The organism is Pseudomonas sp. SJZ131, from assembly GCF_007828705.1.
Classification (GTDB): domain Bacteria; phylum Pseudomonadota; class Gammaproteobacteria; order Pseudomonadales; family Pseudomonadaceae; genus Aquipseudomonas; species Aquipseudomonas prosekii.
Genome location: NZ_VIVC01000002.1, coordinates 866,507 through 886,482 on the forward strand (window position 1 = coordinate 866,507; position 19,976 = coordinate 886,482).

General features: G+C 59.2%; 22 protein-coding genes. 9 read left to right on the forward strand and 13 right to left on the reverse strand.

The features are described 5' to 3' along the window. Positions 1-18: 18 nt before the first annotated feature. The 4 genes from FBY12_RS10975 to FBY12_RS10990 form a co-directional block, all read right to left on the reverse strand. On the reverse strand, positions 19-1,851 hold the full coding sequence (locus tag FBY12_RS10975) for an ABC transporter ATP-binding protein (protein WP_145252878.1): 1,833 nt from the start codon (positions 1,849-1,851) through the stop codon (positions 19-21). 87 nt (positions 1,852-1,938) lie between these two features. Further along, entirely contained in the window at positions 1,939-2,496 is a 558-nt protein-coding gene (locus FBY12_RS10980) for a peptidylprolyl isomerase (RefSeq protein ID WP_145252879.1), read from the reverse strand. Between the two features lie 3 nt (positions 2,497-2,499). Further along, the gene (locus FBY12_RS10985; protein WP_145252880.1) at positions 2,500-3,303 is read right to left on the reverse strand and encodes an alpha/beta fold hydrolase; all 804 of its coding nucleotides are present in this window, start codon (positions 3,301-3,303) and stop codon (positions 2,500-2,502) included. Positions 3,304-3,317: 14 nt separating this feature from the next. Next, a complete protein-coding gene (locus FBY12_RS10990; protein ID WP_101209765.1) occupies positions 3,318-4,241 on the reverse strand; it encodes a LysR family transcriptional regulator in 924 nt (307 codons plus the stop codon). Between the two features lie 49 nt (positions 4,242-4,290). Here FBY12_RS10990 and FBY12_RS10995 point away from each other — a divergent pair, with 49 nt between their 5' ends. From FBY12_RS10995 to FBY12_RS11005, 3 genes are all read left to right on the forward strand, one after another. Beyond that, positions 4,291-4,620, forward strand: coding sequence for a 3-phosphoglycerate kinase (locus tag FBY12_RS10995; RefSeq protein WP_145252881.1), 330 nt, complete (start codon positions 4,291-4,293; stop codon positions 4,618-4,620). Positions 4,621-4,846: 226 nt separating this feature from the next. After that, positions 4,847-5,446: an FMN-dependent NADH-azoreductase gene (locus FBY12_RS11000; protein ID WP_145252882.1), complete on the forward strand. Its 600-nt coding sequence runs from the start codon at positions 4,847-4,849 to the stop codon at positions 5,444-5,446. Between the two features lie 219 nt (positions 5,447-5,665). Next, the gene (locus tag FBY12_RS11005) at positions 5,666-6,535 is read left to right on the forward strand and encodes a carboxylate/amino acid/amine transporter (RefSeq protein WP_145252883.1); all 870 of its coding nucleotides are present in this window, start codon (positions 5,666-5,668) and stop codon (positions 6,533-6,535) included. A gap of 100 nt (positions 6,536-6,635) precedes the next feature. Here FBY12_RS11005 and FBY12_RS11010 read toward each other — a convergent pair whose 3' ends face one another. Continuing rightward, complete coding sequence (locus tag FBY12_RS11010) at positions 6,636-7,934, reverse strand: mechanosensitive ion channel family protein (protein WP_145252884.1); 1,299 nt, start codon at positions 7,932-7,934, stop codon at positions 6,636-6,638. A 193-nt stretch (positions 7,935-8,127) separates the two neighbouring features. Between FBY12_RS11010 and FBY12_RS11015 the strand changes: the two genes are divergently transcribed. Next, positions 8,128-9,474: a DEAD/DEAH box helicase gene (locus FBY12_RS11015; protein ID WP_092271626.1), complete on the forward strand. Its 1,347-nt coding sequence runs from the start codon at positions 8,128-8,130 to the stop codon at positions 9,472-9,474. A gap of 227 nt (positions 9,475-9,701) precedes the next feature. Here FBY12_RS11015 and FBY12_RS11020 read toward each other — a convergent pair whose 3' ends face one another. The 3 genes from FBY12_RS11020 to FBY12_RS11030 all read right to left on the reverse strand — a co-directional run bounded on the left by FBY12_RS11020 (position 9,702) and on the right by FBY12_RS11030 (position 11,373). Further along, complete coding sequence (locus FBY12_RS11020; RefSeq protein ID WP_145252885.1) at positions 9,702-10,301, reverse strand: hypothetical protein; 600 nt, start codon at positions 10,299-10,301, stop codon at positions 9,702-9,704. Positions 10,302-10,313: 12 nt separating this feature from the next. Further along, the gene (locus FBY12_RS11025) at positions 10,314-10,898 is read right to left on the reverse strand and encodes a papain-like cysteine protease family protein (RefSeq protein ID WP_145252886.1); all 585 of its coding nucleotides are present in this window, start codon (positions 10,896-10,898) and stop codon (positions 10,314-10,316) included. 199 nt (positions 10,899-11,097) lie between these two features. Next, entirely contained in the window at positions 11,098-11,373 is a 276-nt protein-coding gene (locus FBY12_RS11030; protein ID WP_145252887.1) for a hypothetical protein, read from the reverse strand. A gap of 180 nt (positions 11,374-11,553) precedes the next feature. On the opposite strand from FBY12_RS11030, the gene FBY12_RS11035 reads away from it, so the two are divergent. Continuing rightward, a complete protein-coding gene (locus FBY12_RS11035; RefSeq protein WP_145252888.1) occupies positions 11,554-12,462 on the forward strand; it encodes a LysR family transcriptional regulator in 909 nt (302 codons plus the stop codon). 82 nt (positions 12,463-12,544) lie between these two features. Here the strand turns inward: FBY12_RS11035 and FBY12_RS11040 are convergent, their stop codons facing one another. Beyond that, a complete protein-coding gene (locus FBY12_RS11040; protein WP_121734050.1) occupies positions 12,545-13,279 on the reverse strand; it encodes a thioredoxin family protein in 735 nt (244 codons plus the stop codon). Between the two features lie 174 nt (positions 13,280-13,453). Between FBY12_RS11040 and FBY12_RS11045 the strand changes: the two genes are divergently transcribed. Next, positions 13,454-13,849 carry a transcriptional regulator gene (locus FBY12_RS11045; RefSeq protein WP_145252889.1) on the forward strand — a complete coding sequence of 132 codons (396 nt, stop codon included), beginning with the start codon at positions 13,454-13,456 and terminating at the stop codon, positions 13,847-13,849. A gap of 122 nt (positions 13,850-13,971) precedes the next feature. On the opposite strand, the gene FBY12_RS11050 is transcribed toward FBY12_RS11045, so the two are convergent. From FBY12_RS11050 to FBY12_RS11060, 3 genes are all read right to left on the reverse strand, one after another. After that, positions 13,972-14,841 carry a DUF6279 family lipoprotein gene (locus FBY12_RS11050; RefSeq protein ID WP_092271617.1) on the reverse strand — a complete coding sequence of 290 codons (870 nt, stop codon included), beginning with the start codon at positions 14,839-14,841 and terminating at the stop codon, positions 13,972-13,974. Positions 14,842-14,918: 77 nt separating this feature from the next. Beyond that, positions 14,919-15,638 (reverse strand): TorF family putative porin, encoded by a 720-nt coding sequence (locus FBY12_RS11055; RefSeq protein WP_121757388.1) that lies wholly within the window; start codon positions 15,636-15,638, stop codon positions 14,919-14,921. 240 nt (positions 15,639-15,878) lie between these two features. Then, complete coding sequence (locus FBY12_RS11060) at positions 15,879-16,067, reverse strand: hypothetical protein (RefSeq protein ID WP_017337097.1); 189 nt, start codon at positions 16,065-16,067, stop codon at positions 15,879-15,881. 351 nt (positions 16,068-16,418) lie between these two features. On the opposite strand from FBY12_RS11060, the gene FBY12_RS11065 reads away from it, so the two are divergent. From FBY12_RS11065 to FBY12_RS11075, 3 genes are all read left to right on the forward strand, one after another. Then, positions 16,419-17,255 (forward strand): S1 RNA-binding domain-containing protein, encoded by an 837-nt coding sequence (locus FBY12_RS11065; RefSeq protein ID WP_101209774.1) that lies wholly within the window; start codon positions 16,419-16,421, stop codon positions 17,253-17,255. Positions 17,256-17,333: 78 nt separating this feature from the next. Continuing rightward, positions 17,334-17,726, forward strand: coding sequence for a DUF2177 family protein (locus FBY12_RS11070; protein WP_145252890.1), 393 nt, complete (start codon positions 17,334-17,336; stop codon positions 17,724-17,726). A gap of 170 nt (positions 17,727-17,896) precedes the next feature. Beyond that, positions 17,897-18,829, forward strand: coding sequence for a DMT family transporter (locus tag FBY12_RS11075; RefSeq protein WP_145252891.1), 933 nt, complete (start codon positions 17,897-17,899; stop codon positions 18,827-18,829). Here FBY12_RS11075 and FBY12_RS11080 read toward each other — a convergent pair. Beyond that, the gene (locus FBY12_RS11080) at positions 18,774-19,967 is read right to left on the reverse strand and encodes an MFS transporter (protein ID WP_145252892.1); all 1,194 of its coding nucleotides are present in this window, start codon (positions 19,965-19,967) and stop codon (positions 18,774-18,776) included. The genes FBY12_RS11075 and FBY12_RS11080 overlap by 56 nt on opposite strands. Between the last annotated feature and the right edge of the window lie 9 nt (positions 19,968-19,976).

Below are 19,976 nucleotides of genomic sequence, written 5' to 3' on the forward strand. Positions count from 1 at the left end.
GATGGTGTTTGATCGGAATCAATCGATACCGACAAACCCACCGGTCTGATGCGCCCACAACCGCGCGTACAACCCGCCATGTGCGAGCAGTTCGGCGTGGCTGCCGGTTTCGGCGATCTTGCCGTTTTCCAGCACCACCAGCCGGTCCATGCGCGCGATGGTCGACAGTCGGTGCGCAATCGCGATCACCGTTTTGCCTTGCATCAGGGTTTCCAGGCTTTCCTGAATCGCCGACTCGACTTCCGAGTCCAGCGCCGAGGTGGCTTCGTCCATGATCAGGATCGGCGCGTCCTTGAGCAGCACCCGCGCAATGGCGATGCGCTGACGTTGGCCGCCGGAGAGTTTCACCCCGCGTTCACCGACGTGCGCGTCAAAACCGCTGCGCCCTTCCGCGTCCGAAAGCAACGGGATGAACTGGTCGGCGCGGGCCTTGTGCGCCGCTTCCCAGAGTTCGGCGTCAGTGGCGTCGGGTTTGCCGTAAAGAAGATTGTCGCGGATCGAGCGGTGCAGCAGCGAGGTGTCCTGGGTGATCATGCCGATGCGCTCACGCAGGCTTTCCTGGCCGACTTCGGCGATGTTCTGGCCGTCGATCAAAATCCGCCCGCCCTGCACGTCATACAGGCGCAGCAGCAGGTTGACCAAGGTCGATTTGCCGGCGCCGGACGGGCCGATCAAGCCGATTTTCTCGCCGGGTTTGATCGTCAGATTGAGGCCGCCGATGATCCCGCTCTTCTTGCCGTAGTGGAAATCCACATTCTCGAAACGCACCTCGCCACGCGCCACGGCCAGCGGTTTGGCGTGCTCGCGATCGGTGACGCTGACTGGCTGGGCGATGGTCTGCAGACCGTCCTGAACCATGCCGATGTTTTCGAAAATGCCGTTGACCACCCACATGATCCAGCCGGACATGTTGACGATGCGAATCACCAGGCCGGTGGCCAGGGCAATCGCGCCGACCGAGATCAGCGACTGCGTCCACAGCCACAGGGCCAGGCCGGTGGTGCCGACGATCAGCAGGCCGTTCATGCTGGTGATGACCACGTCCATGCTGGTCACGACGCGACCCGCCAGTTGGGCTTTTTCGGTCTGTTCTTCGATGGCTTCGCGGGCGTATTGCTGCTCGAAATTGGTGTGGGCGAACAGCTTCAACGTGGTGATGTTGGTGTAGCCGTCGACGATCCGCCCCATCAGTTTCGAGCGCGCATCGGAGGACACCACCGAGCGTTCCTTGACCCGTGGCACGAAGTAGCACAGCGCGCCAATGTACGCGGCGATCCAGCTCAGCAGCGGGATCATCAGGCGCCAGTCGGCTTCGGCGAACAACACCAAGGAGCTGATCGCGTAGATCAGCACGTGCCACAACGCGTCCACCGCTTGCACCGCCGAATCACGCAGCGAGTTGCCGGTTTGCATGATGCGCTGGGCGATGCGCCCGGCGAAGTCGTTCTGGAAGAAATTCAGGCTCTGTTTGAGCACGTAACTGTGGTTCTGCCAGCGGATCAGGCTGGTCATGCCGGGGCTCAGGGTCTGATGCACCAGCAAGTCGTGCAGGCCGACAAAAATCGGTCGAAACAGCAGCGCCACCACGGCCATCCAGGCCAGTTCGATGCCATGTTCCTGGAAGAAATTGACGTTCGGCGTGCCTTGCGTCAGGTCGATGATGCGGCTCAGGTAACTGAACAGCGCCACTTCGATCAACGCGCCAATCAGGCCGACGATCAGCAGGGCGGCGAAACTCGGCCAGACCTGCTTCAGGTAATAGGTATAGAAGGGGAGAACCCGATCCGGCGGGGCTGCCGTCGGTGCGTCGCGGAAGATGTCGATCAGTTTTTCAAAACGGCGATAAAGCATTGGTTCTCCGCCCGCGCTGGGGCTCTCCTTTAAACACGATGAGCGCCGCCGGCAAACACCGGCGGCGGCTCACATTCCCTGTGCAGGTCAGTCGATGATTTTGGCCGACTTGATGAACACAGGATCGACAGGAACGTTTTGCATGCCATTTTTGGTGGTTGTCTGCGAGTTGACGATCGTGTCCACGACTTCCATTCCCTTGACGACTTTACCGAACACCGCATAACCGTCGCCGGTGTCGAGGAAGTCATTGTCTTTGACGTTGATGAAGAACTGGCTGGTGGCCGAATTCGGGTTGGAGGTGCGCGCCATGGACAAGGTGCCACGCACGTTGTGCAAACCGTTTTTCGACTCGTTCTTGATCGGCGCCTTTGTGTCTTTCTGTTGCATCTGTTGGGTGAACCCGCCGCCCTGAACCATGAAGCCCGGGATCACACGGTGGAAAATCGTGTTGTTGTAGAAACCGCTGTTCACGTAATCAACAAAGTTCTTGGTACTGATCGGTGCCTTGACCGCGTCCAGCTCGATTTCGATCTGGCCATTAGTGGTTTCCAGCAGCACATGCGGGGCTTTGGCAGGTGTGGCGGCCATCAGGTTGGCGGCGAACAGGACGGAGCCGGCGACGAGGGCGATTTTTTTCAGCATGGGTCAGTGATCCTGATTGGTGGTGTCGACTGCGGTGAGAAACTCGAGCAGCGTTTGATTGAAGCGTTCGGGTTGATCCAGCGGGGTGGCGTGACGCGAATCGGCGATCACCACCAGCCGCGCATCGGGCAGCAGTTTTACATAGGTTTCTTTCACCGCGACCGGCGTGTAATCCCGGTCGGCGGCAATGATGAGGGTTGGACAGGCGACCTTCGAAAGTCGTTCCTGAACGCCCCAACCGACAATTGCATCGAAGCTGGCGAGATAAGCATGTTTGGCGTTTTTTGCCCAGCGCTCGGCCATTTTCTGACGCAAATCGGCTTGCTCCGGTTTCGGAAACAACTTGCCGCCCAACGCTTTGCCGATGGTGCCGAGGCTGAGGACGCGCATCAGGCTCCAGCGCTTGAACCACTGCCAGTAATCGTCGCGACTGCGCAATTTGACCTCGGGTGCGCTGTTGACGATGCAAAGGCTTTTGAGCAATTGCGGCTGATCGGTGGCCAGTTGAAAACCGATCATCCCGCCCATCGACAGGCCGACGTAATGCGTCGGGCCGAGGTTGAGGTGCTCGATCAGCGCGATCAGGTCGGCGCTGAACCCGGCGATGCTGTAGCGCTCGCGGGGCTTGTCCGAGCGACCGTGGCCGCGCACGTCCGGGACGATCACCCGGTAACGCGCGGCGAGCGCCGGGATCTGCATTTCCCAGTCCAGCGTGCTCGAACCCAGCCCGTGGACCAGCAGCAATGGAGCGCCGTGGCCATATTCCTCGTAGTGCAGGTTGCAACCTTCGTGTTCGAAATAGGCCATGCAAGTGCTCCGTGTCAGGCTTGTTCTGGTGCGGCGAAAGGTGCATCCAGCGGCGCGGTATCGAAGGTGCGCAGCAGGTCGATGAGAATCTGCGTCGCCGGGCCGAGGGGTTTGTCCTTGTTCGAATACAGGTAAAAACTCGGATTACGGCTGCCGCCCTGGTCCAACGGTAGCAGCTTGAGCGTACCGTCCTTCAATTCGCGTTCGACCATGTGCCGTGGCAACCAGGCAAACCCCAGGCCATTGCTGACAAACGTGGCGGCGGTGGCGAGGCTGCCGACGGTCCAGCGCTGTTCGGCGCCGAGCCAGCCGACGTCGCGTGGCTGCTGGCGGCCGGAGTCGCGGATGACCACTTGCATCTGGGTTTCGAGGTCCTGAAAACTCAGTTCGCGGTTCAAGCGGTGCAAGGCGTGATCGGGGTGCGCGACAGCGACAAATTCAACATCGCTGAGCTCCGCGCCGAGGTAACCGGGAATGCTGAAACCGGTGATGGCCAGATCGGCCACGCCTTCGAGCAACACTTCTTCCACACCCGACAACACCTCTTCGCGCAGACGCACACGGCAGCCACGGCTTTGCGGCATGAACGCGGTGAGGGCGCGCACCAGGCGCGCGCTCGGGTAGGCAGCATCGACCACCAGACGCACTTCCGCTTCCCAGCCTTGCTCCATGTGATGGGCAAGGTCTTCGAGTTGGCTGGCCTGTTTGACCAGTTGTCGCGAGCGGCGCAGCAACACGCCGCCGGCCTCGGTAAGCACGGCTTTGCGGCCGTCGATGCGCAACAGCGGCACGCCGAGTTGGTCCTGCATGCGGGCGACGGTGTAGCTGACAGACGATTGCGAGCGATGCAGCGCTTCGGCGGCCTGGGCGAAACCGCCGTGGTCGACCACGGCTTGCAATGTTCGCCATTGATCAAGCGTCACGCGGGGCGCTTTCATGATGAGCTCCTCTTGTCCTAAGCTGGCGGTCCTTATTGGAGACTGCCGAATGAAAAAATTCTGTTTTGGGGTATCGGGTTGTGTCTTTCTGGCGCTGTTGCCGCTGACCGCGCTGGCCTACCCGATCGATGTCACCAAACAGCTCAATGGGCTGAACATCGATTACAACGCCTTCGACACGGACAACGACATCGCCTCCATTCAGGTCAATAACTACGGCAACACCGACGCGACCTGCCGGGTGGTGTTCAACAATGGACCGGAAGCACCGCGCACCCGCACCATCGAAGTGCTGGCCGGTAAACATAAAAACGCGACGGCCAAGTTCACCCGCGAAATCATCAAGATGCGCATCACGCTGACCTGCACCCCGAAATAACAAAGCCCTGTAGGCGCGAGGCTGGTGTGGCGAGGGGGCTTGCCCGCTTTGCACCCGGAGGGGGCCAAGCCCCCTCGCCACAAAAGTTGATTGATACATCGCTTGATGAGCTTATAAACGAATTTATCGATGCGTTGTAGCAGTTATTTGCGCTTTTTCATCGATATGACTCTGTTTAAGCTCCACTCCATCGCCTTACAGCATTCTCAGATGGAGCCTACAAGCCATGTCCAAAGTTCTGATCATCGAAAGCAGCGCCCGTCAGCAAGATTCGGTTTCGCGTCAACTGACCCAAACCTTCATCAGCCAGTGGAAAGCCGCGCACCCGGCAGATCAGATCACGGTTCGTGACTTGGCCATCAATCCGGTGCCGCACCTCGACAGCAACCTGCTTGGCGGCTGGATGAAAGCGGCGGACCAACGCAACGTCGTCGAACAGGCTTCGCTGGACCGCTCCAACCAATTGACCGATGAATTGCTCGCTGCCGATGTGTTGGTAATGGCCGCGCCGATGTACAACTTCGCGATCCCGAGCACCCTCAAAGCGTGGCTCGACCATGTGCTGCGGGCCGGCGTGACGTTCAAGTACACCGACACTGGCCCGCAAGGCCTGCTCACCAACAAACGCGCTTACGTGCTGACCGCTCGCGGCGGCATCTACGCTGGCGGCCCGGCGGATCACCAGGAACCGTACCTGCGCCAAGTCATGGGTTTCATCGGCATCCACGACGTCACGTTTATTCACGCCGAGGGCATGAACCTGGGCGGCGACTTCCAGGAGAAGGGCTTGAACCAGGCCAACGCCAAGCTTTCCCAGGTCGCCTGAGTTTTTAATCGCCAGATAATCGCTGACTGTTCAAGTGACCCGGCGTAACCCCTTCAAGGCTTTACGCGCATCGACCTCCCTTTGCACTTGTTGCTCCTGAGTGCTGTAGCCCGATTGAACGCATTTGCGAGATCGGGCTTTTTTTTGCCCGGGATTTGGGTGTTCTCGCGATTGATGACAAAACCCGTTATCGTCGCCGCCATTCAAAACGAGGCGAGCATGGGCTATCTACTTTTTGTCACGCTGATCCAGGCGTTTTCCTTCAGTCTGATCGGCGAATACCTGGCCGGGCATGTCGACAGTTACTTCGCGGTGCTGGTGCGCGTGGTGCTGGCGGGGCTGGTGTTTATTCCGCTGACGCGCTGGCGTTCAGTCGAGCCGGCGTTCATGCGCGGCATGTTGCTGATCGGCGCGTTGCAGTTCGGCGTGACCTACGTCTGCCTGTACCTGAGTTTTCGCGTGCTGACGGTGCCGGAAGTCTTGCTGTTCACCATCCTCACGCCGTTGCACGTGACGCTGATCGAAGACGCACTGAACCGCCGCTTCAACCCGTGGGCGTTGGTCGCCGCGCTGGTGGCCGTGGCCGGCGCGGCGGTGATTCGCTACGACCGCATCAACCCGGACTTCTTCATGGGTTTCCTGTTGCTGCAACTGGCCAACTTCACCTACGCCGCCGGCCAAGTGCTCTATAAACATCTGGTCGCGCGGCATCCGAGCGACCTGCCGCATTACCGGCGCTTTGGCTATTTCTACCTCGGCGCATTGGCGGTGGCGTTGCCGGCGTTCCTGTTGTTCGGCAAACAGAACTTCCTGCCCGAAGCACCGCTGCAATGGGGCGTGCTGGTGTTCCTCGGGTTGGTTTCGACGGCGCTGGGTTTGTATTGGTGGAACAAAGGCGCGTGCCTGGTGAACGGCGGGACGCTGGCGGTGATGAACAACCTGCACGTGCCGGTGGGTTTGCTGATCAATCTGCTGATCTGGAATCAACACGAAGAACTGGGGCGACTGTTTCTCGGCGGCTCGGTGATTCTGATGGCGGTGTGGATCAGCCGGTTGGGTATCAGACCCACCGCAATCCGTACCTTGTAGGAGCGAGGCTTGCCCGCGAAGGCGGTGTGTCAGTCAACACTAATGTAGGCTGACACACCGCCTTCGCGGGCAAGCCTCGCTCCTACAGGGGGATGTGGTGCTACATGATGTGTTTTTCCGGCTCCGGAATGTGGCTCGCACCCAGCACCGCCGGCAGCAACCCGGCCCTTAAATCGCCGCCACTCGGCTGCTGATACAGGCTCAAGCCAAACTCAGGCAGCACCGCCAGCAGATAATCGAAAATATCGCCCTGAATCCGCTCGTAATCCGCCCACACCGTGGTGCGCGTGAAACAGTAGATTTCCAGCGGAATGCCCTGCGCCGTGGTTTGCATCTGGCGGACCATGCAGGTCATGTTCGGCTGAATCTCCGGATGACTCTTCAGATACGCCAACGCATAAGCGCGAAACGTGCCGATATTGGTCATCCGCCGCCGATTGGCCGACATCGCCGCAACGTTGCCCTGGGCTTCGTTCCACGCCTTGAGCTCGGCTTGTTTGCGGCCGATGTAGTCGGTCAACAAATGCACCTGCGACAGCTTCAGCTCTTCGTCATCGCGGACAAATCGCACACCGCTGGCGTCAATAAACACGCTGCGCTTGATCCGCCGCCCGCCGGACTGCTGCATCCCGCGCCAGTTCTTGAACGACTCGGACATCAGCCGCCAGGTCGGAATCGAGACGATGGTTTTATCGAAGTTCTGCACTTTGACCGTGTGCAACGTGATGTCCACCACATCGCCATCGGCGCCGACTTGCGGCATCTCGATCCAGTCGCCGACCCGCAGCATGTCGTTGCTGGTCAACTGCACACTGGCGACGAACGACAGCAGCGTGTCCTTGTAGACCAATAAGATCACCGCCGACATCGCGCCCAGACCCGAGAGCAACAGCAGCGGCGAGCGGTCGATCAGCGTCGCGACAATGATGATTGCGCCGAGCACGTACAAGACCATTTTCGTCAGTTGCACGTAGCCTTTGATCGAGCGGGTGCGCGCATGTTCGGTGCGCGCGTAGATGTCCAGCAGCGCACTGAGCAGGGCGCTCGCCGCCAGCAGCAGGAACAGAATGGTGAAGGCCAGCGCAACATTGCCGAGAAAGATCAGGCTGGTTTTGCTCAGCTCCGGCACCAGATAGAGGCCGAACTGGATCACCAGCGACGGGGTCATTTGCGCCAGTCGATGAAACACCTTGTTGTGCCGCAGGTCGTTGACCCAGTGCAGCGCCGGTTGGCGGCCGAGCATCTTGGTCGCGTGCAGCATCAGGTAGCGCGCCACTCGTCCGAGGACCAGCGCGACGATCAGCAGCAGCATCAGCGCCAGGCTGGAATGCAGGAGCGGATGCCGGTCGAGGGCGCCCCAAAGGTCTTGGGCATTGAGCCAGAGCTGTTTGATATCCATGGGTGAAAACGATTCTTCTGTAGGTTGCGTCGGGGCGATTAGAGCATTTAAGACGCTGCGGATGACGTTTGGAGACTGATCGGGCAACAAAAAAGCCACTGTTTACTGTCGTTTGCATAAAGAAACTCGGCCTGCGCGCTCGAAACCGGTAACCTATGCAGCTGTTTTTTTGCATTTCTTCGAGGTAGCACCCGTGTTTTCCGATTTCGCCCTGCACGAACGCCTGCTAAAAGCTGTGGCCGAGCTTAAATTTGTCGAGCCAACGCCTGTGCAAGCAGCGGCTATTCCGCTGGCGCTGCAAGGGCGTGACCTGCGGGTGACAGCGCAAACCGGCAGCGGCAAAACCGCTGCGTTCGTTTTGCCGATCCTCAACCGCTTGATCGGCCCGGCCAAAGTCCGCGTCAGCATCAAGACCCTGATCCTGCTGCCGACTCGCGAGCTGGCCCAGCAGACCATCAAGGAAGTCGAGCGCTTCGCCCAGTTCACTTTCATCAAGTCTGGCCTGATTACCGGCGGTGAAGACTTCAAGGTCCAGGCCGCCATGCTGCGCAAGGTGCCGGACATCCTGATCGGTACGCCGGGGCGGATGATCGAGCAACTGAACGCCGGCAACCTCGACCTGAAAGAAGTCGAGGTACTCGTCCTCGACGAAGCCGACCGCATGCTCGACATGGGTTTTGCCGAAGACGTGCAGCGTCTGGTGGCGGAGTGCACCAATCGCCAGCAGACCATGCTGTTCTCCGCCACCACCGGTGGTTCGGGCCTGCGCGAGATGGTCGCCAACGTCCTGAACAACCCTGAGCACTTGCAACTGAACAACGTCAGCGATCTGAACGCGACCACGCGTCAGCAGATCATTACCGCTGACCACAACCAGCACAAAGAACAGATCGTCAACTGGCTGTTGGCCAACGAGACCTATCAGAAGGCCATCGTGTTCACCAACACCCGGGCCATGGCCGACCGCATCTACGGCCGTCTGGTGGCGCAGGAATACAAGGCGTTCGTGCTGCACGGTGACAAGGACCAGAAGGATCGCAAACTGGCAATCGACCGTCTGAAGCAGGGCGGCGTGAAAATCCTCGTCGCCACCGACGTCGCCGCGCGCGGTCTCGACGTGGAAGGCCTGGACCTGGTGATCAACTTCGACATGCCACGCAGTGGCGACGAATACGTACACCGTATCGGTCGTACCGGGCGTGCCGGCAACGATGGCCTGGCGATCTCGCTGATCTGCCACGGCGACTGGAACCTGATGTCGAGCGTCGAGCGCTACCTCAAGCAGAGCTTCGAGCGCCGCACCATCAAGGAAGTCAAAGGCACTTACGGCGGACCGAAAAAGGTCAAGGCCTCGGGCAAAGCCGTTGGCGTGAAGAAGAAAAAAGTCGACGCCAAGGGCGACAAGAAGAAAACCGGCGCCAAGGCCCCGACCAAACGCAAAATCGCCAACCGCCCGAAAACCGACGCACTGTCGCTGGTGAGCAAGGACGGCATGGCCCCACTGAAACGCCGCAAGCCGGAAGCGCCTGCTGCTGAGTAAACCTGGGCAAGGGCTTGTTGTGGTGAGGGGAGCTTGCTGTGGCGAGGGGGCTTGCCCCCGTTGGAGTGCGAAGCGCTCCCGTTTTTTTTTTCAGGGTCGCTGCGCAACCCAACGGGGGCAAGCCCCCTCGCCACAAAAGCGCACTAACCAAAGGTTCGATGCCGCACCTGACTGAGCCCCAATAAAAAACCCGGACAATGTCCGGGTTTTTTTATGCCCAACGTTTATCAGCTCCCGAGCAAACCACTGCTGTCGGCATCAAAACGCTGCTTGGCCCGATCGGCCGCCGGTTTGAGCAACGCCAGCAGCGCCGCTTCGCTGTACAACTGAGTGACCGCCAGTTCCTTCGGCGTCGGCTCAATCGGGATCAGCACGTCTTCACCGTCGGCATGCAGCCAGATCGCCACCAGATGAATCGCCGAGACAAACAGCACACGCAATTCGACGGTTTTACCCTGCAATTGCGCCGACTGTTCCGCCAGTTTCAGCGCGCCAACCGTGGCGGCCGCGATGGCCCCGTGGTTCAGCGAGGCGAACTCGACGTGACCGCGTACGTCCGCCAGTTGCGCATCGGCAATCGTCACGCTGTCAGCGAACACCAGGTAGTGCCAGTCGCCGACCTTGGCGTCTTGCAGACCTTTGCCGTGGCTCAAGTCCTCCAGGCTCAGTGAGTAACCGCGATAGGCCTCGCTGAGGCTGATCTTGCTCGCGGTCGCATTGGCAAACTGGCGATTAACCCCGAAACCGTTGGTGTGCAGCGCCGCTTGCAGCGCTGGGCGTAATGTTTGCACGCCGTTGGAAGGCGCCTTTGGATAAGTCAGTTGCATGATCTCGCCCTCCTAGTTTTTCGCGGTGAAGTAAGTGTTGGTCCAGTTGCCGCCGCCGTTGTACGAACCGGGGAACGAGTTCAGCGCGCGCGTCGAATAGCCGTAGATCGAATCGGCGATCAACAGGTAGTTGCCGTTGGTCCCGTAGATGGTCAGGAAGTGCGCGCCACCGCCGTACCAGGCGCAGCGCAGACCAATCGGCCGGCCCATGTTGATCTGGTTCTGAATCGCCGACATCTGCAGCGAGCCCTGATTCATCCCGTTGAAACTGCGCGTGGTGCGCAGCGCGGAGTCGAGATAGCCATAGACGTTGCACGGCCCCGGTTGATTGCAGCAATTGCGATCCAGGTTAGCGCTGGCCACACCGCATTGCGTCCACTGTCCGGTGCCGTAATAGTTGCCGACCGACGCCGAAACCGCGGCCCAGCACCAGTTGCTTTGCGTCTGCTGCTGCATCGTGAAGTTGAGGCTGGCGGCGGCCTGCGCGTTGAGCGGTGTTGCCGATTTGGCGTCGACCAGTTGCGCGTCGAGCAAGTGATCGAGCAGGCACCTTGGCAGAGTTTCGCCAGTGAATTGCGTTGCTTCAGTGGTTAACATTTTTCAATCCTCCATGAGAGAAAAAACAAGCTCCAGCTTGTGATGGTGTTGCGATTTTGCTGAGCCGCTGATGGCGGGCTCGAAGTAACATTAGGATGTAATATGCGTTAACGCAAACAAAAAATGCATTAATGCAAAATCATGCGCAAAAAAATGCAGCCTGAAGCGTCTGCCTGAGGCTGCTTTTGTGATCTGGCTATCAGCTGTCGGCCTTCTTCTCGGCAGTCCCCAACTCTTTCAGGCGCTGATCGATCAACTGGCACTTGTCCGGCAAATCGGCGCTGGCGGTGCCGAGATCCATCTTCTGCAATTCGTCGTTGATCTCTTTGGCTTTCGCAGGATTCTGCTGAGTGAGCTTGGTCACTTCCTTGGCCAATTGCTCACGTTTGATCGTGGCTTCTTCGGGCGTGCAGGCCCAGGCGGGCAAGGCGCAGGCGAGGGTGGCGGCGAGTGTCAGTTTGAGTAAGGTTTTCATCGGCGAGGCCTCGGGGTTCCGTGTCGGGCGGGTTAATTGGTTGAGGGTAAAATCGCATGAAAAGTTCAGCTGATCGGCATCGGCACGGCGAGTGAGCTGGATGCTTTTACAAAATCAATCGTCTGCATTCCTTCAGTAACGCGTTAGTATCGGCGCCAATCATTAAGGAACCCATACATAATGCGCGGCAGTGAATACGCCCAGCTACGGGCTTTCGTAGCGGTGGTCGAGCATGGCAGTTTTGTGCGGGCGGCCGCTCATCTCGGCATGTCGGCGTCGGCCCTGAGCCAGACTATCCGCCAACTCGAGGAACGTCTCGAGGTGCGTTTGCTCAATCGCACCACGCGCAGCGTCTCACCCAGCGATGCCGGCGCGCGGCTGTTGTTGCGCTTGCAACCGGCACTTAACGAGGTGGACGCGGCGCTGGCCGGCATTGCGCAGACGCCCGGCGCGCCGCCCAGTGGGCGTTTGCGCATCAACGCGCCGAGGGTGGCGGCGGTGCACTATCTGGCGCCGTTGCTGGGGCCGTTCCTCAATACGTATCCGGGTGTGAGCCTCGACATCGTCACCGACGAACGCCCGGTGGACGTGGCGGGCGGTGGTTTTGATCTCGGGATTCGCCTCGGGGAAAGTCTCGACGACGACCTGATCGCCGTGGAGCTCAGCGGCCACCTGGAAATGATGGTGGTCGCCTCACCGGCCTATCTTGAGCAGTTCGGCACGCCGCACACGCCTCACGATTTGAGCGAGCATCAGTGCCTGTCTTTCCGTGAAGCCAGCGGCGGCAGTCTTTATCCCTGGGATTTCGAGCGCGGCGGCGAACGGTTGGCGATCGCCATCAACGGTCCATTGGAGGTCACCGAACCGGAAATGCTTACCCGCGTGGTGCTGGAAGGGGCGGGCATTGCCTACCTGTTCGAGCATCAGGTGCGCGAGCACATCACTTCCGGGCGGCTGGTGCATTTGCTGGCGGAATGGACGCCGGCGTTTCCGGGGTTTTATTTGTATCACCTCAAGCAACGGCACGCGGAGCCGGCGTTGCAGGCGTTTGTGGATTTTGTGAAGAAGCCGCTGCGACCGGATTCTTGATCCGCGTGTGGGAGAGAGCTTGCGCGGCCAACCAGCGCTGCGATGTTCAATGTCCGCGAGCAGGCTCGCTCTCACAACGGCGTCAACTGCTGTGGCAGCAACTGGACGAGCCCTCGTCGTCATATTTGTCATGGTGTTTCACCCACTCCATGATTTCCTCCTCGTTACGGCCCTTCGGCGTCAGGTCGAGGTAGTTGTAAGCGCCGACCAGCAGGTCCAGACCGCGCGCGTAGGTTGAGTAGGTATGAAAAATGTCGCCACTTTCGTTGCGATAAAACACGCTCAGGCCGGGGAGTTCTTCCTCGGTCCAGTCGGATTTTTCGTAGTTGTACGTAGCCTTTCCCGCCGCGACATCCTCGGCCCGGGCGGAGACGCCAAAGTCGTAGTTGAAGTCGCAACCTGCTGACGATACCCAATCGAACTTCCAGCCCATACGCCGCTTGAAGGCTTGGAATTCGGCGAACGGTGCGTGGGAAACCGCCACCACTGCGACGTCATGATGGGCCAGGTGCAAGTTGGCGCCGTCGATGTGATCGGACAAGAACGAGCATCCGTCGCAACCCTCTTTCCAGCCCTTGGCAAACATGAAGTGATAGATCACCAGTTGGCTGTGGTCGCCGAACAGGTCAGCGAGTTTCAGTTCGCCGTTGGGGCCCTGGAAGCGGTAATCCTTGTCGATCTTCACCCAGGGCAGGGCGCGGCGTTGGGCGCTGAGCCGGTCGCGTTCTTTGGTGAAGGCTTTTTCGTCGACCAAGTGTTGCTTACGGGCGGCGATCCATTCTTCCCGCGATACCACGGGATGATTCTGCATGTTCATCGGATTTCTCCTGCGCAGTGTCGGGCGTTGACTTACACAACCTAGTCGTCTGAGGCGCGCGGATTTCGACATACCGCCGGTCGGTACCGTTTGAAACCCCGGCTGAACGGCTGCAAGCCGTGCGGGTCACAACCCATGAAGGCCATCACACACTCTGGCTTGGAGGTTGAAAGGATGACGACTTATAACTGGGATTTGATTGAGCGCTTGTTGCATGAAGTGCAAAACGCTGACAGCAGCTTCGCCCCACGCGCTTATGCCGAGGAACACGCTGCAGCCAAGGCAAACGAGGAGGACGGTGCACCAGCCGAGAACCTCGATCATCTGAAAGCGGTGGCCGGTGAGTACGAAAAGTTACTGCTGGAACGGGGTTTTATCGAGCCTCTGCCGGAAGACGAAGGTGGCACTGGTTCCAACTACAAATTGACGCCTCGTGGCTCAAGTTTGCTCAGCCTGATCGACAGCAGCATTCCGGGTAACGACCATCCACGCCAAGTGCTGGATGAACAGGAAGATGCGCTGGATGAGCTGACGTTTGACGAAGTCGCGTCGAAAGCGCAAATCGCCTGATCAACACAAAACCCATGTAGGAGTGAGCCTGCTCGCGATAGGGCAATATCATTCGACTGCGATGCCGAATGTTATTGCGCCATCGCCGGCAGGCTCACTCCTGCATTTGATCTGCGTTCGGCTTAGCTTTGCTTGGCAGCTTTCAGGCATTTCAGATCGTTGAAGTCTTTTCTCACACCCTCAATCTTCTTCAACAGGCGCTGGCGCTGTTCCGGCGTGCTTTCGGCCATCAAATCCACCAGCAAACTGCGCGCCTGCGCTTCGGTGTTGTCGTAGGCCTGGCGGTAAGCCGGTGTCCATAAACTCTCGCGATTGACCAGAAGCGTCTCGATTCGTTGTGGGAATTCTGCACTTTGGCGCTGCGCCACGGCCGCGCTGAACTGGTTCTGCCAATGCGCACGGTTGGCGATCCATTGCTGATTCTGATCTCCCAAGGCGTTCGACCACGCACTTACTCGCTGCTGCTGAGTCGGGCTGAGTGGTCCGAGCCAGTCGTTCAGACGCTTGTTCATGCGCTCGCTGCGTTCCTTGATCTGCTGCGCGAGCGACGGCTTGAGGTATTCCTCCTGACGCTTGCGCTGATCCTTGGCAAACGCCTCGTTCATTTCCGCGACTTGCTGATCATCCAGGCCCTTGAGCAATTGAATGGCCGACGGGGTAATTTCCTTGGCCGTCTGCGCAATCGCCTGTTTGGCTTCCTGAGTGCGCGTCTTGAGCGCCTCATCGGTGACCTGGTTGGCCTCGACCATTGCCTGCAACCGGTCGAGCCAATCCAGATAACCGGGCAGTTGCGTGGTGCAGTGCCAACTCAGGTGTTCCTTGAGGCGCTCGTTGAACCAGCCTTTTTGCTCGCCGCTCATGTCCAGGTAGTCGCCGAGCGTCCACGGAATGATCACGTCCAGGTTGCGGTAAGCCAGGCCAACGCGGCTGCAGGCGCCGAGGGCGAGGCTGATGATGAGGAGGAGGGCGACGCGTTTGAACCAGCACGACATGGTCGAGTCCTTGCGAAAGCCTGGCTTGTGAGGGGTTGTCTATCAGAACGCAAGATAAGCCCGGCAGTTCAAGCCGATCAATAAAAGGCGCGTTCGGCCTTCAACGTGACCAGCCCGTCGCACTGACTGTTGTGCCCGGAATAGGCCGAACAATCGCTGCCGCTGAGGTTGGAGTCGCTGTAGATCAAGTCGAGGTCGACGCCCATGAAGGCGCGGGACAATTGCAGCGACCAGTCGGTGAAACTGCTGATCGAACCACTGTCTACCGAGACCGGCGTGTTCAGTTGGTGGGTGGTGTATTTCATGCTGATGCCGATGCCGAACGGCTGGTTGCCACCGAGGTCGGCGAAGACCGTGCTGTTCTGCTTGTCGGGATCGTTGCTGAACGCCGCGCCGAAACGGCTGCCGAGAAAAGTCAGGCCGCCGAACAGCTCTTGGCTGTCGAGCGTGTCAACTTTCGGGTAGCTGTAATGGATCATGCCGACTTCGTAACCGAGGGTGCGGTCGAAAGGCTGCTTGAAACCCATGTAGGAATCGATTTCAAGGTTGCTGCCCGGATTCAGACCGGCGCTCGGCGACCACTGGCCAACGTAGAAACCGCTGTCGTGGCTGAGGTCGAGGCCGCCGTGGAATGAGCCGGTGGCGGCGGGCTTCACCAGCCCTTGGGCCATGCTGCGGCTGGGGGTGGTGCCCAATTTCAGATCGAAGTCACCCAATTCGCGCTGGAAGATTTGCGCGTTGGCTGACGAACACGACAAGAGGAGGCTGCCGAGCAATAGATAAGAGGGTTTGAGCATGCATCACTCCATGAACAGCGAGGAGCAGGAACCAAAAACCTACTGAAACGCTTGATCTAGACGTGTGCAAGCATACCGGCGAATGCTCGGCATCGAAGGCCGTTCGTCGATTTTTGCAATATTGAGGTTTTTTGCGCAGGCTGCGGGAGACGATTCGGGAGTGGTTCAGAAGTGTTGCGGGGAGGTTCCAGTCCAAGCGCTTCGAAGCTCAAAGCGCTTATGGACCAGTTGAAGCAGGCCTTACTTTTTGCCGAGCGTGATTTGCTTGGACGGGCCGAATGTCTGGCCGCTGACGCCTTTGGCAATTTGCTGGATCTCGCCACCAGACTTGAGGAAAGCAGCGATCTGATTGTTGATCGATTCGCTGGTTTCAACGGCTGGAGCTGGCTTTGCTTTGCTGTTGGATGCTTTTACACGCATGGCGGCCATTAACCTGTAGAAAATTAACTTGGCCAGGCATAGTACAGGAAATACTTGACAATTGCTTGGCAAATATCCCCCTGAAATAACCGAGGCTATTGCTCGTTTATTCGCGAATTATTGTTCGAAATATCCGCCTAAGCTGCTGTTTTAAATAACAACAACGCGATTCGCATGGCGCCTGCGCAGCAGCATATATCGATGAAGACCGAGCAATCCGTCGGACGAGCGGCCGTATCACCTTCGAGCAACTCAGCAAAATAAAGGCTTGCAGAGGATTTTCTCGCGCCACCGGGCCGGGTGGCGAACGCAGCTCGCAAAACCGGGTAGAATGCCGCCCACGCAATGAGGGTATTGGAAATGGCTTTAGTCGGGCGCTACAACAGTTTGCAAGTGGTTAAACACACTAACTTCGGTTTATATCTGGACGGCGGCGCGGATGGCGAAATCCTGCTGCCGAACCGTTATATCCCCAAAGATATTCCCAGCGAAGATGAAGATTGGCTCAACGTTTTTGTTTATCTGGACAGCGATGACAAACTTATCGCAACTACCGAAACACCGAAAGTTCAAGTCGGTGAATTCGCCAGTTTGAAAGTCGTTGAAGTCAACAGCATCGGCGTGTTCCTCGATTGGGGTTTGCCGAAGGACCTGTTGCTGCCGTACTCCGAAGAAAAACGCCAGATGACCGCGGGCGAGTATGTCGTGGTGCACGTCTACCTCGACAAGCACACCCGCCGCATCACCGCGACTGCGCGCCTGGATCGTTACCTCGACAAGACGCCGGCCAACTACACGCCGGGTCAGGAAGTTGATTTGCTGGTGGCCGAAGCGACCGACATGGGCTTCAAGGCCATCATCAACAACAAGCACTGGGGCCTGATCCACAAGAACGAAATCTTCAAGTTCATGCGCGCCGGTAAAGAAGAAAAGGGCTTTATCAAGGAAGTGCGCAGCGACGGCAAGATCAGCCTGAGCCTGCAACCGGTCGGCGAAGAAGCCGCCACCAGCCTGAACTCGAAGATCCTCGCCAAGTTGCGCGACAACAACGGCACGCTGCCGATCAGCGACAAGAGCGATCCGACCCTGATCAGCAGCATGTTCGGGGTCAGCAAAGGCAACTTCAAGAAGGCCATTGGCGCGTTGTACAAGAACGGCCAGATCGTCATTCACGCCGATCGCATTGAACTAAGCTGACCGCGCACCGGCCCATGTAGAACATGCCGGAGCAGTTAAACGCTGCTCCCGCGCCGGTGTTCACTTGAGGTCGGTCTGATGAAAAAAATCCTGTTCGCTTACGTCGGCACCCTGCTGGCGTTTTTGCTGCTCGACGGCCTCTGGCTCGGCGTATTGATGGCGCCGACCTACCACGCGCTGCTCGGTTCGCTGATGCTCGAACAACCGCTGCTGGCCCCGGCAGCCGCGTTCTATCTGTTGTATATCGTTGGATGCGTGGTGTTTGTCGTGTTGCCGGCGCAGAACTGGCAGCGCGCGGCGCGGCTCGGCGCATTGTTGGGGCTGGTGGCCTACGGCACGTATGACTTGACCAACTGGGCGACGTTGAATGGCTGGCCCGCGCAACTGGCGCTGATGGACATGGCGTGGGGCACGTTGGCAACTTGTCTTGCTTGCGTTGCCGGATATTGGCTTGCGCGCAAAGCGCTGTAAGCCATCTTGCGCGCGACAACGGCAGTGCTTGCAGGCGGCTTTTTCCGGCCAACTGGTTAATAATCGGCAGCACACATTTTTCGCCCCGGCGATGCCTGATCAACAGGCACGCCGGGGCTTTGTTTTGACTGTCGAGTGACTGCCATGGATTGTGTTGTCGAGGTGTCCCAGTGAGCGTTACAAGGCGTAGCGCCGATGGATTTGCCCTGCAAGTGATGCTCGGGCTGTGCCTGATCTGGGGCGTGCAGCAAGTGATGATCAAATGGGCGGCGCCGGACATCGCGCCGGTCATGCAAGCCGCCGGACGCTCGGGAATTTCTGCATTACTTGTAGGAATTCTCATCTGCTGGAAGGGTGGTTGGGATCAAGTCAGCCATACCTGGCGCGGTGGACTACTCGCCGGCGGGCTGTTTGGCCTGGAGTTCCTGTTTATTTCCGAAGGCCTGCAACTGACGACGGCCGCGCACATGTCGGTGTTCCTCTATACCGCGCCGATTTTCACCGCGCTGGGCGTGCATTGGTTGCTGCCGAGTGAGCGTTTGCGCCCGGTGCAATGGCTGGGGATTGTGCTCGCGTTCATCGGCATTGCTATCGCGTTCGCTGGCGGCGTGTCGTGGGACAACCTCGACCGGCGCATGTTGCTCGGCGATGCGCTGGGTGTACTGGCCGGCGCAGCGTGGGGCGCGACCACCGTAGTAGTGCGCGCTTCACGCCTGTCGGAAGCGCCGGTGACGCTGACCTTGTTCTATCAATTGATCGTCGGTTTTGTTGGTCTGTTGCTGATCGCGCTGCTTAGCGGCCAGGTTACCCACGTCAGCCTGACCACCGTGGCGGTGGCCAGCGTGCTGTTCCAGGGGCTGGTGGTGTCGTTCTTCAGTTATCTGACCTGGTTCTGGTTGCTGCGCCGTTATCTGGCGGCGAACCTGGCGGTGTTTTCGTTCATGACGCCGTTGTTCGGCGTCACATTTGGCGTGGTGCTGCTGGGCGAAGACCTGAGCCTGAACTTTGTGATCGGCGCGGTGCTGGTGCTGCTCGGCATCACATTTGTCAGCGCTGAGCAGTGGGTGCGCCGTCGTTTGCGCAAAGTGCTCGGCCAGCACTGAGCGGGCTCAGCGACAAGCCGCCGGCAATCAACAAGCCGCTGCCGGCGACCACCAGTGCCGGTTGCAAACCACCGCTGAAATGGCTGCTGATGGCGGCGAGCAACGGCCCGGCGAGCTGACCCAGGGCAAAGCATGCGGTGAGCAAACCGGCGTTGCGTTGGGTGGCGTGCGGCGCCAGTTCCCGCGAGCGTTGCATCACCAGTTGCATGCACGCCAGGAACGGCCCGCCGCAAAGGATCACGCCCAGCGCGAGGCCCAGGCCGCTGCCCAGCAAGCAGGCAAATACCCCGAACCCTTGAAGCCACAATGTCGCCATCAGCCAGTGCCGCGTGGCATTCGGGTTATGCCGACGCAGACTGACGAGCACAACGCCAATCGCCGCGGCGAGGCCGAAGCACGGCCAGAACAGGTCCGCCATCCACTGCCCATGGGGCTGACCACTGAACTGCGCGTTGGCCATCTGCGAGAGAAAGGTCGCCGGGATGATGTAGCCCAGACCGTACAGCGCGTAAATCACGCCGAGGCGAGCGATGCCTTGGTTGCCCGCAGTGCTGACGGTCGGTGCCGGGCTGACCGTGGCGGCCGGTTGCGGCAGGAACGGCAGAATACCCAACAGCATGACCAGCGCGACGGCGGCATACACCAGCCACAAAGTGGCGGACGTTTGCCCCAGCAGGTGTGAGCCCAATGCCAACAAACCTGTGAGAAAAATCCCCAGACCCGGTCCGGCAAATACCAGCGCGCCCAACCGAGGACGCCCAGCCGCAGCGGCTAAAGGCTGGCTCAGCGCCGTGATCATCACCAGCACCCAGGCGCTGGCCACGCCGGTGCCGAAACGCAAAACAAGGTGCGACCAGAAGCCGTCGGCCCAGAACGATGCCAGCGTCAGCAACACACACAACCACAAGCCGCCGAGCAGCCGCAGCCTTACGTGGTGGTGGCGCCGCGCAAACATCGCGTCCACCGCGCCCGCGAAGTAGCCGAGGTAGTTGGCCGCAGCAATCAGACCAGCGGCGGTCAGATCAATCTGACCTTCGCTGAGCAAGTGCGGCAGTTGCGGCGTAAGGGCGAAACGCCCGATGCCCATGGCCATCATGAGGGCAATGAAGCTGGCGGATAAGCGAATCAGCGGACTCATGGTCGGCAC